General features: G+C 62.2%; 12 protein-coding genes. 6 read left to right on the top strand and 6 right to left on the bottom strand.

Annotation, left to right across the window (positions count from 1 at the left end):
• Position 1 precedes the first annotated feature (1 nt).
• Positions 2 to 3,235 (bottom strand): bifunctional diguanylate cyclase/phosphodiesterase, encoded by a 3,234-nt coding sequence (locus AC097N_RS16930; RefSeq protein ID WP_479583108.1) that lies wholly within the window; start codon positions 3,233 to 3,235, stop codon positions 2 to 4.
• Between the two features lie 12 nt (positions 3,236 to 3,247).
• Entirely contained in the window at positions 3,248 to 4,384 is a 1,137-nt protein-coding gene (locus AC097N_RS16925) for an NrtA/SsuA/CpmA family ABC transporter substrate-binding protein (RefSeq protein ID WP_479583106.1), read from the bottom strand.
• A gap of 65 nt (positions 4,385 to 4,449) precedes the next feature.
• Between AC097N_RS16925 and AC097N_RS16920 the strand changes: the two genes are divergently transcribed.
• Positions 4,450 to 5,118: a DsbA family oxidoreductase gene (locus AC097N_RS16920; protein WP_479583104.1), complete on the top strand. Its 669-nt coding sequence runs from the start codon at positions 4,450 to 4,452 to the stop codon at positions 5,116 to 5,118.
• Here the strand turns inward: AC097N_RS16920 and AC097N_RS16915 are convergent.
• On the bottom strand, positions 5,115 to 5,933 hold the full coding sequence (locus AC097N_RS16915) for a M14 family murein peptide amidase A (RefSeq protein WP_479583101.1): 819 nt from the start codon (positions 5,931 to 5,933) through the stop codon (positions 5,115 to 5,117). The two genes, AC097N_RS16920 and AC097N_RS16915, sit on opposite strands and share 4 nt — an antisense overlap.
• Before the next feature lie 139 nt (positions 5,934 to 6,072).
• Between AC097N_RS16915 and AC097N_RS16910 the strand changes: the two genes are divergently transcribed.
• Positions 6,073 to 6,591: a flavin reductase family protein gene (locus AC097N_RS16910; RefSeq protein WP_479583099.1), complete on the top strand. Its 519-nt coding sequence runs from the start codon at positions 6,073 to 6,075 to the stop codon at positions 6,589 to 6,591.
• A 71-nt stretch (positions 6,592 to 6,662) separates the two neighbouring features.
• A complete protein-coding gene (locus tag AC097N_RS16905) occupies positions 6,663 to 8,009 on the top strand; it encodes an HD-GYP domain-containing protein (RefSeq protein WP_479583096.1) in 1,347 nt (448 codons plus the stop codon).
• A 16-nt stretch (positions 8,010 to 8,025) separates the two neighbouring features.
• On the opposite strand, the gene AC097N_RS16900 is transcribed toward AC097N_RS16905, so the two are convergent.
• From AC097N_RS16900 to AC097N_RS16890, 3 genes are all read right to left on the bottom strand, one after another.
• Positions 8,026 to 9,012 carry a hypothetical protein gene (locus AC097N_RS16900; RefSeq protein WP_479583094.1) on the bottom strand — a complete coding sequence of 329 codons (987 nt, stop codon included), beginning with the start codon at positions 9,010 to 9,012 and terminating at the stop codon, positions 8,026 to 8,028.
• 27 nt (positions 9,013 to 9,039) lie between these two features.
• Complete coding sequence (locus AC097N_RS16895; RefSeq protein ID WP_479583090.1) at positions 9,040 to 10,290, bottom strand: CaiB/BaiF CoA transferase family protein; 1,251 nt, start codon at positions 10,288 to 10,290, stop codon at positions 9,040 to 9,042.
• A 346-nt stretch (positions 10,291 to 10,636) separates the two neighbouring features.
• Positions 10,637 to 11,833 (bottom strand): acyl-CoA dehydrogenase, encoded by a 1,197-nt coding sequence (locus AC097N_RS16890; protein WP_479583087.1) that lies wholly within the window; start codon positions 11,831 to 11,833, stop codon positions 10,637 to 10,639.
• Between the two features lie 220 nt (positions 11,834 to 12,053).
• On the opposite strand from AC097N_RS16890, the gene AC097N_RS16885 reads away from it, so the two are divergent.
• Genes AC097N_RS16885 through AC097N_RS16875 form a run of 3 tightly spaced genes read left to right on the top strand, consistent with a single transcriptional unit; the run spans position 12,054 to position 15,427 of the window.
• The gene (locus AC097N_RS16885) at positions 12,054 to 13,733 is read left to right on the top strand and encodes a flavin monoamine oxidase family protein (protein WP_479583085.1); all 1,680 of its coding nucleotides are present in this window, start codon (positions 12,054 to 12,056) and stop codon (positions 13,731 to 13,733) included.
• Positions 13,730 to 14,518, top strand: a complete 789-nt coding sequence (locus AC097N_RS16880; RefSeq protein ID WP_479583083.1) for a carbon-nitrogen hydrolase family protein — start codon at positions 13,730 to 13,732, stop codon at positions 14,516 to 14,518. Before AC097N_RS16885 ends, AC097N_RS16880 begins: the two co-directional genes overlap by 4 nt.
• 3 nt (positions 14,519 to 14,521) lie before the next feature.
• On the top strand, positions 14,522 to 15,427 hold the full coding sequence (locus tag AC097N_RS16875) for a LysR family transcriptional regulator (RefSeq protein ID WP_479583080.1): 906 nt from the start codon (positions 14,522 to 14,524) through the stop codon (positions 15,425 to 15,427).
• The last annotated feature ends 253 nt before the right edge of the window (positions 15,428 to 15,680 follow it).

Here is a 15,680-nt window from a genome sequence, read left to right as displayed (position 1 = left end):
TTCAAGGGCACATCACCAAGACCTCGAACTCATCGAGCGGCACTGGGCGACTGAAAAGATAGCCTTGGTAGGCATGGCAGCCCTGTTCGGCCAGAAAGTCCCGCTGCGCTTCGGTTTCAACGCCTTCAGCAATCACCGACAGCCCCAAACTCCCAGCCAGGGCGACGACCATTTTGGAAATGGCTGCGTCATTGGGGTCAATCAGGATGTCCCTGACAAAACCCTGGTCGATTTTCAATTGGTCCAGCGGCAAGCGCTTCAGGTACGACAGCGACGAATACCCGGTCCCGAAATCGTCCAGCGAAAAACCCACACCCTTTTCTTTCAGCGCGTGCATCTTCTCGATGATGGATTCAATATTGGAGACCAGCATGCTCTCGGTCAGTTCGATTTTGAGCCGTTGCGGGTTGGCGCCGGTCAGCGTCAACAAGTTAAGGACTTGCGCCACAAAATCAGCCTGGTGAAATTGCCGCGCGCTGACGTTGACCGCGATCGTGAGGTGGGCCGTCTCGGCCCGGCCAGACCACCGTGCCAGTTGGGTACAGGCCGTTTCAAGCACCCAGCGCCCCAACGGCAAGATGACACCCGTCTCCTCCGCCAGGGGAATGAACTCTGCCGGCGACACCATGCCGCGCAACGGATGGCGCCAGCGGACCAGCACTTCAGCCCCGGTAATCTGATGCTTGTCCGTCACCTGCGCCTGGTAGAACAGGATGAACTCCTTGCGCTCCACCGCCTCGCGCAAAGCGACCTCCAGCGCAGCCCTTGCCGTCACGGCCACCTGGGTGTTGGGGTCGAAAAAGCGCAGGGTATTTCGACCTGCCGCCTTCGCCTGGTACATGGCCAAGTCAGCCCGCTTCAAGGGCTCGTCGATGGTTTCCTGCTGCTCGCCGAACAAGGTAATGCCAATGCTGGGCGTACTGTGGTGCTCATACCCCGTGAACTGGTAACGCTGGTTGAGGGTGACCAGAATTTTCTCGGCCACGGCCTCGGCCTGAATGACCGCCACCGGGACGTCCTCACTGAGGTCTTCCAGCATCACCACAAACTCATCACCGCCCAGGCGGGCCACGGTGTCGCATTCGCGGATGCAGGATGACAGACGCTGGGCGACCTGTTGCAGCAACAGGTCGCCCTTGTCGTGCCCGAGGGTGTCATTGAGCGTCTTGAAATCGTCCAGATCGACAAACAGCAGCGCACCTTTGCGTTGATGGCGCAGCGACCCGGCCAGCCCCTGCGTCAACCGGTCCATCAGCAAGCGCCGGTTGGGCAGGCCGGTCAGGGAGTCGTAAAAGGCGAGGTTCCGGATCTCGTCCGCCGCCGCCTTGCGCGCGGTGAAGTCGGTGAGTGTGGCCACATAGTGGGTGACGGCGCCATCATCAGCCTTGACGGCGGTGATCATGAGCCACGCCGGGTACACCTCGCCACATCGGCGGCGATCCCAGATTTCGCCTTGCCAGGTACCGCTGCACTCAATACTTTGGGTAAGGGCAGCATAGAAACTGGCATCGTGCCGGCCAGAGCTCAGCAAATCCCGGGGCAAACGGCCCAACGCCTCCTGGGCCGAAAAACCCGTGATCTCGGTGAACGCATGGTTGACCCGCAGGATCACCCATTGGGCATCGGTCACGTACATGCCCTCCTGCGACTCAAACGCAATGGCGGCAATGCGCAACTCGGCTTCGGCTTGTTTGCGGGCACTGATGTCGCGCACGGTCGCCTGCGAAATCACTCGCCCATCCACTTCCATGCGGCTCAAGAGTACTTCCGCCATGAAGCTTTGGCCACTGTCAACGCGGCAATGGAGCCATTCAAAAGCCAAACTTCCGAGCGACAACACGCGTTGGGTCTGGCGGTCAGCCGCAATCTGCGAATCCTCACCGTCGGCCTGCCTGGAGGGAGAAAGTTGGGCAAAATGTTTTCCGACCATGTCTGCCCTGGTGCTGGCACCAAAAAGACGCAAGGCTGCCGGGTTGCAATCGATGAGGAGGTCATGGTCAATCACCAGTACCGCGTCGGCGGTCGATTCAAACAGGGTCCGATGGCGTGCCTCGGACGTCTGCAACTCCGCGGTGCGCTCCAGCACCGTGGCTTCCAGGGTGAGATGTGCTTTCTGAATGCTTTGGGCCATCCCGTTGAATGCGTCTGACAGGACCGTGATCTCCCGGCTTTCCCTCGGGTAGCGGGGCATGCGTATGGACAGGTCACCGGCCCCCAGTTGCCGGGCAGCGATCGAGAGCCATTTAAGCGGACGGGTGAGGCTGCGTGCGGCCACGCTAATGAGCAACAAGGCCGTTAACGTGAGAATCAGCCCGATCACTGCCAGGGTGTTGGCTCGGCCTTTGAGTTCTCCCAGGGCGGCGTCCTTCGTGGAATAGTGCACCAGTATCCAGCCCTGGGTGCCACTGAGGGGAAGGTGGCGGTAGACCACCACCAACTCCTTGCCTTGGGCATTCGTTTGCAGCACGGTACCCTCAAAGCCGGCTTCGGCCTGACTGTCCAGCGTAAATCCGTCCCGATCGGCTGTTCCGCTGGTCGACCGGGACAGCAGCTTGCCAGCCGAATCAAAGAGCAAGGTCATGCCCCGCGAGGACAAGCCCAGCCCATCACCCAGCGTGTCCTGGTCCAGGAAATGCTTGAGATCGACGAACACCACCAGGATGCCCACCAGTTTTCCATGAGGGTACCCCTCTTCATCAGGAGCGTGAATTTGACGCAGGATTGCCAGCACGGGTGCACCGTCCGGGGTGACCAGTTTTTCAATCATCTCTGATGCGCCGGGTTGCATGGCGCGTTTGATCAGGGCAGGGGCATAAAAGGGCTGCCCGACCTCCTCCTTCACGCTGCTGGCACGAATAAACTGGCCTGCCGCGTCAACAATGAAGAGTTGCTGGTAGCGATCCGGGTACGCACGCTGCAAGCGTTCATAGATGCGCTCCACGCCCTGCTGCACTCTGGGGTCATCATTTTCAAGTTGTCTGGCGATGGCCTGACTTTCAGCCAGTGCCAGTACGTTACCTCGTCGCTCGGCCAAACTATTGGTTATCAGGGCACGCCGGAAATCAGCCTTTGCCTCCAGAATATGGACTGCCTCGGCCACATGCTGATTGCCCGCACCGTTGATGTCCAGTTGGGGCAGGCCAAAGTACCAGAGATAAAACAGGATGCCGACGGCGGTCAGAAACAAGGCACCGAAATACCCGGCAATCCGGCTGGAAAAAGAAGTGCCCGTCACAGTCAATCGGCTCTAGTCTTCGTAATCAAACGTGGTGATCTGGAAGGCACGCGCCTGGGCCAGCACCCGGGTCAATCCATCGTAGGCGAAGGCGGTTTCAACGTTTTCCCAGGTCCCCTGGGCAGGCAGTTTGCCCAGCTTGCTCAAGAATTGGAATTCGTTTTTGAGCGGTGGCGCATCAGGATTGAGCAAAATGGCAGGTGCCGAGGGCACGTTCAGAATTTCGCGACGGGTGATGGCCACGATCTGCATCACGGGCAGGGCGGCAGGCTTTCCGGAAAACGCCTCTCCTTCCGCCATGGCCCACTGCGCGGCCTTTTCAACGTTGTGCTGCGAGCGTCGCATCCATTCAATGGCGCGCACAAATCCGGCCACCAGATGGCGTGCCGTCTGTGGCGAGCGCCGCTCGAACTCCCGCTCAATGACCAGATAGTCGGTACTCTGGCCCCGAAAGACAATGCGGTTTTTCTCACCCATGCCCAAGGCCACGGATGGCGCGGGCTCCCAGGCAACAAACGCATCAACGTCGCCCCGCTCAAGTGCACCCGGCATGTCATCAACACCCATCGCCACCAGCTTGACCTGGGACTCGCCAAGGCGGGCCAAGGCCAGGCCCTGCAACAACGTGTAATGCGCACTTGAGGCCTCCACGTAGCCAATGCGCTTTCCCGCCAGTCCCGACAGTGGTGCATCACCCTTGACAACGATGGCCGTGGAAGTTTGCTTGACCAAAGCGGCGATCCAGACATTGCCGGTGGAGGCGGCGATGAGGGTGGGCGTATCGCCCAGCAGGCCCCCTTCAAGCGACTGATTGGCCAGCAGGGGCAGCATGTCAGCGCCCCGTTTGAATGCGGGTGTTTTAAAGGGTTGCCCCGAGTCAGCCAGCGCCTTTTTCAGAATGCGGTCATGCCGCATGACGGTGCTGATGACGCCTGAGGGATAGCCCAGTGGCTGCACGCCCAGGTCAACCGCCGGTGAAGCGGGGGAAAGCCCGTAACTGGCGATATACGCCTGCGCACCGGACGCGCCTGAGAGGATCAGGGACAGCATCCCAACCGCCAGGTTTCTTCGCCTGGTGAACAGGGCGCATCCGATTTTCATGAACGACCCTTTGTTGTCCAGTGTGACTTTGAGCGCGAGTATAGCCATCGGCGGCACGGGTAAAGGCCCTGCGCCAGATGCGTCGGGCGCAGGCGCCGCCTACAATTTGCCCCATGAACAGCCCTACCCTCACTATTGACGTGGTGTCCGACGTCGTCTGCCCCTGGTGCTACATCGGCAAGCGCAAACTGGAGGCCGCCCTGGCCTTGCCCGAAGCCGCCGATCTGCCCAATGTGGTCGTCCGTTGGCACCCGTTTCAACTCAACCCGGAACTGCCGGTGCAAGGCATTGCACGCAAGCAGTACCTTGAAGACAAATTCGGCGGACCCGAGCGCGCGTCAGAAATTTATGAGCGCGTGCGTGAAGCCGGCGCTGCAGTGGGCTTGACGCTCAACATTGACGGCATCGCGCAGCAACCTAACACGCTGGCGGCCCATGCCCTGATCGCCTTTGCCCAGCTGGGCGACGCCAATGGCGCAGACGTCAAGGAACGCCTGATGTACGCCTACTTTGTCGAAAACCGATTCATTGGCAACATCGATGTGCTGGCCAACATTGCCGAAGAGGCGGGCCTGAATGGTGAGGACGCACGCGCCTTTGTCACCGACCCCGACGAGTTGGCCGCCGTAGCCCAGGCTGACGCCCACATCCGCAGCCTCGGGGTGAGCGGTGTGCCGTTTTTCATCTTCAACCAAAAGGTGTCTGTCTCAGGTGCACAAGATCCGGCCATTTTGCTGGGCGCCATGAAACGCGCGGTTGAAATCAGGCACCAGAAACCTTAACGCGACAGGATCCCCTGACTCTGCGCGGTGACGTGCGGGGTCATCGTCTCACCCATCCACTTTTGCAGGTCTTGCCACATTTGCCGCATTTCAGCGGCGGTGGGTGTTTTTAGGGCACTGGGCAATTCGATCGTGACCACCGGCATGCCCTTGTGCACGCCCCCGTAGTTTCCCAGCGAGCCCGGGAAAATACCCACCTGATCCAGGTACAGGCGGCCCAGCCGGCTGGGTGGATCAATCGGACCATCAAAGTCCAGCACACCGTAGGGCGCATGGATGCTGACGATGAGGTTCGGCTTGAAGCGCTGCATTTCTTCAAACAAGAACTTTGACTCCGGCTCGCTCAAGGGCAGCTTGCCGGGCCAGCGGCGTGGATCTTTCAGGGTGCGTTTTTCCCAGTACGCCGGCGCATCGCGCTTCCAGTTAGGCGTGGGAAAGTTGCGGTTCAGGTCGACCCCGTTGGCATTCACCCGTTTCGCGGGTTGGCTGAACAGGCCGTCCGGGTTCAGTGCCGGGATGAAACGCCAGTGCGTCTGGGTCGGCGCGGCTTGAGCCAGCGCAATCCAGTGCAGCGCCACGGAAGAAGAAGACAACTCGTCGCCATGGATGCCGCCAATCACCAACACACGCAGACGGGCATCGACCGGACGGATGTCGCGCGTGTAAATGGGCCGGCCCTTGACGCTGCGTGCGGCGTTGCCCTGGAGCTTTGCTTCGTCACACAGGGGGCGCCGCACATTTGGCAGTCGGGCATAAAAATCGTCGCAAGGCCCCGTGGCAAATGCGCCTTCAGCTACCATAAAAGTAGCAAGCATGGCAGCCAGTGAAGAAAAAAAGTGCATTCCCCCATTTTATTCTTCTGACCATTCAGCCCGTCCGTCAAGGGAAAAGCGAAGTTGGAGGGGTTTGCAGGCGGGTCGCTGAGGGTTGTCAAATTTCAGGTAAATTGCGTTCATGTCTTTTTCTGATCTGGGCGCCAAGGCCCGCCCCCCCAATTTTTCAAAACCCGAGTTCCGCACGGCGCTGGGCATGTTTGCCACCGGCGTGACCATCGTCACCGCCCGCACCGCCGAAGGTGAACTGGTGGGGCTCACGGCCAACTCCTTCAACTCGGTGTCGCTTGACCCGCCGCTGGTGCTGTGGAGTCTGGCCCGGGCGGCCGCGTCCATGCCCGCCTTCAGCAAAGGCTCGCACTACGCCATCAACATCCTGGGCGCCGACCAGCAAGCGCTGGCCAAGCGGTTTGCCGCCAAAGACGTCGACCGTTTTGCCGACGTGGAATTTGTGGAAGGCGTGGCGGGCGCGCCTTTGCTGGCCGGTGCCGCCGCGTCATTTGAATGCTTCAACCGCAGCCGCTACGAAGAAGGCGACCATGTGATTTTTGTCGGTGAAGTCGAGCGCTGCACCCACCGGCCAGGCGCCTCTCCACTGCTGTTCCACGGCGGCAAGTTCTATGCAGAACATCCGCTGTAAATAGCATTCAAGCCTCCAACTTTAAAGTTACCAGCCAAACCGTCCGATAAAAGATACTTTAAAAGGCATTTATGCAGGCCTTGAAATTGTCGGAACTCATGGGAGCGCTCAGCCATGCGCTGGACATCACCGAGGGTCAGCCCGAAGGCCACTGCGTGCGCTGCTGCTGGATCGGCATGCACATCGGACAAAAACTGGGCCTGCCCACCGGGCAACTGTGGGAGCTGTACTACACCCTGTTGCTCAAAGACCTGGGATGCAGCAGCAATGCCTCGCGCATTTGCGAGCTTTACCTGACCGACGACCTCAGCTTCAAGCGCGACTTCAAATGGGTCGATGGCAGCTTGCCCCAGGTCTTGCGCTTTGTGCTTCGCAACACCGGGCAAGGCGCGGGCCTGATGGACCGGCTCAAAGCCATGTCCGGCATTTTGTCCAACGGTGACGCCATCGCCCAGGAACTGATTCAAACCCGCTGCACCCGGGGTGCCGACATTGCCCGGCAACTGCGCTTTTCCGAGGGTGTGGCGCTAGGCATCCACTCGCTGGACGAACACTGGAACGGCGAAGGCCGCCCCGAAGCACGCGCCGGCACCAGCATTCCCCTGTACTCGCGCATTGCGCTGCTGGCGCAGGTGCTGGACGTCATCAACTCCTCCGCAGGCCAGGAGGCCGCGCTGCGGGAAGTACAGGCGCGGCGCGGCAAGTGGTTTGACCCGGACCTGGTGGACGCACTGCTTGAGGTGGGCGGCGCCCCGGCATTTTGGGCCACCCTGAACGCCCCGGACATCGAGACGCATGTGTTTGCCATGGAGCCCGGTGGCCACGAGAGCGAGCTGGACGAAGACTACCTGGATGACATCGCCGAGGCCTTTGGCAAAGTGGTGGATGCCAAAAGCCCTTACACAGCGGGCCACAGCAGCCGGGTGGGGCTGTACACGGCCTTGTTGGCCGAGTCTTTGGGCCTGCCAGAATCACGCCAGCGCTGGCTCAAACGGGGGGCGCTCCTGCATGACGTGGGCAAGCTCGGTGTGAGCAACGCCATTCTCGACAAGCCGGGCAAGCTGGACGAGGCCGAGTGGGCGGCGGTGAGGAAACATGCCGTTTACACAGAATCCATACTGGGCCGCATCCAGGTGTTTGACGAACTGGCACGGGTATCGGCCGCGCACCACGAACGACTCGACGGCGGCGGTTATCCGCGTGGCATCAAGGCCGCCGACATTGCCATGGAAACCCGCATCATCACCACGGCCGACATCTTTGACGCCATCACCGCCGAGCGGCCTTACCGCGGCGCCGTACCCGTCGACAAAACACTGGCCATCATGGCGGAGACCGTGGGCACGGCGATTGATGCCGACTGCTTTGCGCATCTGAAAAAAATCGTCAAGGCCAGCCCGGAATTTTTTCCGAAATAGGCTCTCATCACCCGCTTCAGCGCGACCGGGACGGCGAACGCCAGGGGCGCGCTGAAAAACGGAACACCTGCGGGTCAGATGGATCGACCGTGGCCTTGACCCAGCCGAAAAAGGGGTAGCCATAGGTTTCCACCCGGGTGAAGTTCTTGACCACTTGCCGGGTCACCGGGTCCAGCAGGGGCTGGTTCACCTGGTGCCAGTGGGTGTCGCCATGCACCAGCACCACCTGCCCGGCAAAGGCCAGCGTCTCGTCGCGCAACTGGTTCAGGAACGCCCGGTAGCCGGGGCTGCCAAAGCCTTTGCTGGCCGCATCAAAGTCCGGGTCCGCCTGAATCACGATGAGGATGCCCGCCAGTTTTTTGACCCGCGCCTGCTGAAAAGCCTGCGCCAGCCACACCCGGTTCGCCGCGCTGCGCGCCACGAACTCAGGCACCGGGCCGTCATGGGAGGTGGTGCCATGGTAATTGTTCTCGCTGCCGGGCAGGTTCAACCCCACAAACAGGGCGCCGCCCGCTTCCCAGCGCACGTTTTCGCGGTAGATGGCAAACGCCGGGTTGTCGTTCTGGTGGCTCTGGCGCTCCAGGCGCAGCGGGCGCTGCCCGAGTGCCGTGTCCCCCGCGAAGAACAGCTGGCGCAGTTTCCCCAGGCGCTCCAGCGGGTCGTAGCGCCCGTTGGAGCGGCGGTGGCAATCGGTCCACTCGTTGTCGCCGGGCACATAGATCAGGGGCGTTTTGGAGGCCTGAAAGACCCCCAGAATGTCGAGGTACACCTCGTCACTGCACACGCTGGCGCCGCTCTTGATGTCGCCGTTGTGCACCACAAACGCCAGGCCTTCCTCGTCCATCTCGGCCATGAGTTGCGGCAGGTGCTCGCGCTCCCAGGCGCTGTAGGGCATGTCGCCGAACAGCCCGAAGGAGACGGGTTGGGCCTGGGCGGCGCCCGCCGAGCCCAGCACAAGGGCCAGCGCTGCACACGCCAGCGCGTTGAAAAATCGGTGTTTCATCATCAAGCCAACAGGAAAAGGCTTGAATTACACCACTCCCGCCTCCCGCAAGGCGGTGATGCGGGCCGCGTCCAGGCCCAGGCCCGCCAGCACTTCATCGGTGTGCTCGCCCAAGGCGGGCGGCGCGCGGGTCAGCACGGGTGGCGTGGCCATCAGGCGCAGGGGGCTGGCCACGGTTGCTATTGATTTAATAGCTACTTCCGCACGTCCCACCTGGGCTACAGCCTGATTTACCACTAAGCCCCGTGATGTGACCTGGGCATCGTCAAAAGCCTGACCCAGGTTGTTGATGGGGCCGCAGGGCACGGCCTTGTCTTCCAGCAATGCAATCCACTGGGCCGTGGTGCGCGTGCAGGTGACGGCTTCCATCGCCGGGATCAGGTCGGTGCGGTAGGCCACGCGCGCGGCCATGCCGGCAAAGCGCTCGTCGTCCGCCCATTGCGGCTGGCCTGCGGCGTTGCAAAAACGGCGAAACTGGCCGTCGTTGCCAATCGCCAGCAGCATGGAGCCGTCCAGGGTGGGAAAGTCCTGGTACGGCGCCAGGCTGGGGTGGCTGTTGCCTTGGCGCTGTGGCACCTGGCCGGTGTTCAGGAACCCGGCGGCCTGGTTGGCCAGAATGGCCATGCCCACGTCGAGCAAGGCCATGTCGATGTGCTGGCCCTGACCGGTGCGGTTGCGCACTTCCAGCGCAGCCAGAATGGCCGTGGACGCATACACCCCCGTGAACAAATCGGTGAGCGCCACGCCCACGCGTTGCGGGCCGCCGCCGGGCACGTCATCCGATTTGCCGGTGATGCTCATCATGCCGCTCATGGCCTGGATCATCAGGTCGTAACCGGCGCGTTCGGCGTACGGCCCGTCCTGGCCGAAACCCGTCACCGAGCAGTAGATCAGGCGCGGGTTGAGGGCCTGGAGGCTGGCGTAATCGAGCCCGTAGTGCGCCAGGCCGCCGACCTTGAAGTTCTCCACCAGGATGTCGCTCTGCAAGGCCATCTGGCGAATCAGCGCCTGGCCTTCGGGTTTAGCGATGTCGATGGTGATGGAGCGTTTGTTGCGGTTGCAGGCGGTGAAGTAGCTGGCCTGGTCGGTGTCGCGGCCGTCAGCGTCCTTCAGGAAGGGCGGGCCCCAGTGGCGGGTATCGTCCCCGGCGCCGGGGCGTTCGACCTTGATGACGTCGGCGCCCAGATCGGCCAGCATCTGGGTACACCAGGGGCCGGCGAGGACGCGTGACAAGTCGAGGACCTTGAGGTGGCCTAAAGCCGATGGTTTATCTGTCATGTCGATTCTTCCGTTGCGTGCTGTTTACGTTGCGCTGATGCCCACAATGAGTGACTGCCGAAGGCTGATTCCGGCCCCAGACTTCCCGTCTGGACGCAGGACGGCGCGGCATTCAACTCCGTTCGTGTCCTACGGCCTCCTCCTTAACCTCACTGCGCTGAACGCCACACCGTCCTGCGTCAACCTGCTTTTTGCGCTGCAGTGAGGATATTCATTCATTGCGCGCCAACAGTGATTGCTGGCGATGCCACTGGGGCGGATGGTGCAGTGAGGTCAAGGAGGAGCCCGAAGGGCGGGGGACACGAACAGAACCATCCGCCCCAGTGGCATCGCCAAGCCGGGAAGTTCAATTGCCAAACGCCGCAATCCCCGTCTGCGCCCGCCCCAAAATCAGCGCATGGATGTCGTGCGTGCCTTCATAGGTGTTCACCACCTCCAGATTCACCAGATGACGCGCCACACCGAACTCGTCGCTGATACCGTTGCCGCCCATCATGTCGCGCGCCAGGCGGGCGATGTCGAGTGACTTGCCGCAGGAGTTGCGCTTGAGCAGCGAGGTGAGCTCCACCGAGGCCGTGCCTTCGTCCTTCATGCGGCCCAGACGCAGGCAGCCCTGCAGGCCGAGCGCGATTTCGGTTTGCATGTCGGCCAGCTTCTTCTGGATCAGCTGGTTGGCCGCCAGGGGGCGACCAAACTGCTTGCGGTCCATGGTGTACTGACGGGCGCGGAACCAGCAGTCTTCGGCCGCGCCCAAAGCCCCCCAGGCGATGCCGTAGCGGGCGCTGTTGAGGCAGGTGAAGGGGCCTTTGAGACCCTGCACTTCGGGAAAGGCGTTTTCTTCGGGGCAGAACACGCAGTCCATCACGATTTCGCCGGTGATGGAGGCGCGCAAGCCGACCTTGCCGTGGATGGCCGGGGCGCTGAGGCCTTTCATGCCTTTGTCCAGCACAAAACCGCGAATCGGGCCGACCTGGCCGCTCTCGCTAACTTCTTTGGCCCAGACCACAAACACATCGGCAATCGGGCTGTTGGAGATCCACATCTTGCTGCCGCTCAATTTGTAGCCACCGGCCACCTTGTGGGCGCGGGTGGCCATGGAGCCGGGGTCGGAGCCGTGGTCGGGCTCGGTCAGGCCGAAGCAGCCAATCCATTCGCCGGTGGCGAGTTTGGGCAGGTATTTTTGTTTTTGGCCTTCGGTGCCGAACTCAAAGATCGGCACCATGACCAGCGAGCTTTGCACGCTCATCATGGAGCGGTAGCCGGAATCGACGCGTTCGACTTCCCGCGCAATCAGGCCGTAGGCGACGTAGTTGAGGCCGGGACCACCGTAGGCTTCGGGAATCGTGGGGCCGAGCAGGCCGAGTTCGCCCATTTCACGGAAGATGGCGACGTCGGTCTGCTCCTTGCGAAAGGCCTCAATCACGCGGGGCAGCAGTTTGTCCTGGCAATAGGCGGCGGAGGCGTCGCGCACCATGCGTTCATCGTCGCTCAATTGACTGTCGAGCAGAAAGGGGTCTTGCCAGTTGAATGCGGCGTGGGCCATACGTATCTCCGTGAATGAATGTCGTAACGAGAGGGGGCAGAACGGCCTTGATGTTAGCGGTGCTTTGGCGGATTCACAATCAATCGTTTCTCATCCAGACATGCGCATGGCGCATAACTCAAGCCCGCTTGGGCGGTATAGTGGCTTCGTCTTCCATCCCATTTACAAGCGTGCGAGGCAGGATCAAAATTCCGGCTCTTCGTCGTCATCAAGGTGAGCCATGAGTTCTACGCCCCACACGGACATCTCCACAAAACCCGTCACCCACTTCGGGCCCGATTTTCCTTTTGCGTTTGATGACTGGATCAGCAATCCCGCGGGTTTGGGCACCCTGCCGCCCAGCCGGTTCGGGCAGGAAGTGGCCATTGTGGGTGCCGGCATGGCGGGCATGGTGGCGGCCTACGAACTGATGAAACTCGGGCTCAAGCCGGTCATTTACGAGGCGTCCAAAATGGGCGGGCGGCTGCGCTCCCAGCACTTTGAGGGCACGCAAGGCGTGGTGGCCGAACTGGGGGGCATGCGTTTCCCGGTGTCATCCACGGCCTTCTACCATTACGTCGACCAACTGGGCCTGCAGACCCAGGCCTTTCCCAACCCGCTGACGCCCGCCTCGGGCAGCACGGTGATTGACCTGGAGGGCGAGACCTACTACGCGGAGTCGCTGGCCGACCTGCCGCCGCTGTTTCGCGAAGTGGCCCAGGCGTGGGCCGAAGCGCTGGAAACCGACGCCCGCTTCACGGACGTGCAAAACGCCATTCGCGAGCGTGACCCAACAGCCCTCAAGCAGCTGTGGAACACCTTGATTCCCATCTGGGACGACCGCACCTTTTATGACTTTATTGCAAGTTCCAAGGCGTTTGCGCGGCTGTCATTCCATCACCGCGAGGTCTTTGGCCAGGTGGGTTTTGGCACCGGCGGCTGGGACTCGGACTTTCCCAACTCGATGCTGGAAATTTTGCGCGTGGTCATGACCAACTGCGACGAGAACCAGCGCCTGATCGTCGGCGGCGCCGACCAGGTGCCGCACGGCCTGTGGCGCCAGGCGCCCGCGCAACTGACGCACTGGCCAGCGGGCACCACGCTGGCGTCGTTACACGCCGGGGCCACCCGGGCCGGCGTGTCCCGCATTGCCCGCGGCATCGATGGCCAGCTGGAGGTGACCGACCGCTGGGGCGACACGCGGGCTTATGCGGCGGTGCTGACCACCTGCCAAAGCTGGCTGCTGACCACCCAGATTGACTGCGAAGAATCCTTGTTCTCGCAAAAGGTGTGGATGGCGCTGGACCGCACGCGTTACATGCAGTCGTCCAAAACCTTTGTCATGGTGGACCGCCCCTTCTGGAAAGACAAAGACCCGCTGACCGGGCGCGACGTCATGAGCATGACGCTGACCGACCGGCTCACGCGCGGCACCTACCTGTTTGACAATGGGCCAGACCAGCCCGCCGTGATTTGCCTGTCCTACGCCTGGATGGGCGACGCGCTGAAAATGCTGCCCCAGCCGGTCGAAAAACGCGTCAAGCTGGCACTCGACGCCCTCAAAAAAATCTACCCCAACGTGGACATTGCCAGCCACATCATGGGCGACCCCATCTGCGTGTCATGGGAAGCTGACCCGCATTTTCTGGGCGCCTTCAAGGGTGCCCTGCCCGGCCACTACCGCTACAACCAGCGCATGTTTGCGCACTTCATGCAGGACAAGATGCCCGAGCAACAGCGCGGCATTTTCATCGCCGGCGACGACGTGTCGTGGACACCCGCGTGGGTCGAAGGCGCAGTGCAAACCTCGCTCAACGCGGTGTGGGGCATCCTGCACCATCTGGGCGGGCATACCCACCCTGAGAACCCCGGTCCGGGCGACGTGTTTGACACGCTGGGCCCCATCGAATTACCCGAATGAAAACCCCGCTGACCCTGGCCCTGTACCAGTGCACACCGGGCCCGCTGGATGTGGCGGGCAACCTGCAGCGGCTCGACCTGGCCGCGCAGCAGGCCAGCATGGGCGGTGCCGACGTGCTGGTGTGCCCCGAAATGTTTTTGACCGGCTACAACATTGGCCCCACCGCTGTATTGCAACAGGCCCAGTCTGCGGACGGCGCCTGGGCACAGGCCGTGGCGGCCATCGCGCGGCGCTACACCCTGGCGATTGTTTATGGCTACCCAGAGCGTGACGAACAAGGCGCGGTTTTCAATGCCGCGCAGTGGATCAGCGCCGAAGGAGAACCGTGCCTCCACTACCGCAAGACCCATCTATTTGGCGCGCTGGACCACACCCAGTTTTCCACCGGTCAAGCGGCCTCGGCCTGGGTCGAACTCAAGGGCTGGCGCGTGAGCCTGCTGATCTGCTACGACGTGGAATTTCCCGAGAACACCCGGCGTCTGGCCCTGGCAGGCGCCGACCTCATCGTGGTGCCCACCGCCAACATGGCCGACTTCGATTTCGTGGCCACCGCCGTGGTGCCGGTGCGGGCGTATGAAAACCAGGTCTATGTGGCCTATGCCAACTACGTGGGGCACGAGGGTGACCTGCACTACGGCGGCCTGAGCACGGTGGCCGCGCCCGATGGCAGGGTGCTGTCGCAGGCCGGGCGGGACGAAACCCTGGTGTTCGCCACCCTGGAGAGTGACCGGCTGGACGCCGCCCGCGTCCACAGCACGCACCTGGCCGACTTGAAAAAGAGGTAACCGATGCGCCGCAAAATCCCCTCCACCCACACCCTGCTGTGCTTTGAAGCCGCCGCCCGCCACGAGAGTTACACCCGCGCCGCGCAAGAGCTGGCGTTGACCCAGAGCGCGGTGTCGCGCCAGATCACGGCGCTCGAAGCGTTTCTGGGCGTCACGCTGTTTCGCCGCACCCGCCATGGCGTGGCGCTGACCGAGCGGGGGGATGACTACGCGCGCCAGGTCGGCCCCCGGCTGCAGGCGCTGGAACAGGACACGCTGGACGTGATGTCGGCGCAGGGCCGCGGCGGCACGATTCATCTGGCGGCGGTACCCACCTTTGCCACGCGCTGGCTGATCCCGCGCCTGCCTCAACTGGCGGCGATGCACCCGGAAATCACGGTGCACATCGAGACCCGCACCCGGCCCTTCATGTTTGCCGAATCGCCGTTTGACGCGGCGCTGTATGCAGGCACGCAGGAACAGGTCAACAACTGGGCAGGCACCCGCTCGGTACGCTTGCTGTCAGAAGACGTGGTGCCGGTCTGCAGCCCCCAGTTTCTCGGTACACAAACCACGCTGACGCCGGCAGCCATCGCCCAACTCCCCCTGCTGCAACAAAGCACCCGCCCGGCTGCGTGGCGGCAATGGTTTGACGCGACAGGCGTGACCGCCCCTCTGGCCCTGTCAGGCCCGCGCTACGAATTGTTTTCGATGACGGCCGCTGCCGCTGCCAACGGCCTGGGCCTGGCACTGGTGCCGCGCTTGCTGATCGAGGTCGAACTGGCGCGGGGCGAGTTGAAGGTGGCGTGCAATCAGCCCCTCAAAGGCCTCCGCGCTTACTACCTGGTCACGCCCGAGCGCGATGACGTGCGACCCGTAACCAAGCTGTTTTTGGCCTGGCTGGAGCAGGTGGCGGTTCAGGCGGTGTGATGGATGTGCGGGAGCATATTGGCAGCAGGCCAATGACATAAACCACCGCCGGAATAAGCAAAGCATTTGATTTCGCTGCGTGCTTTCCGTTATGGGGGTTCTTGCGGCACACAAATTGACCACGAGTGGCAACTCCTGTTAAGGGTTGTAGGATGCCCACCCGCAGCGGCGCACCAGTTGCGACAGGAGTGAACTGAAGGGCGGGCGTCGTACAAGCCTCGAGGGAGGAAACCGCGGGGCCAGCAACGGGCCC

The organism is Rhodoferax sp. LS1R11 (genome assembly GCF_056521395.1).
This window is presented reverse-complemented; position numbering and strand designations above follow the sequence as displayed.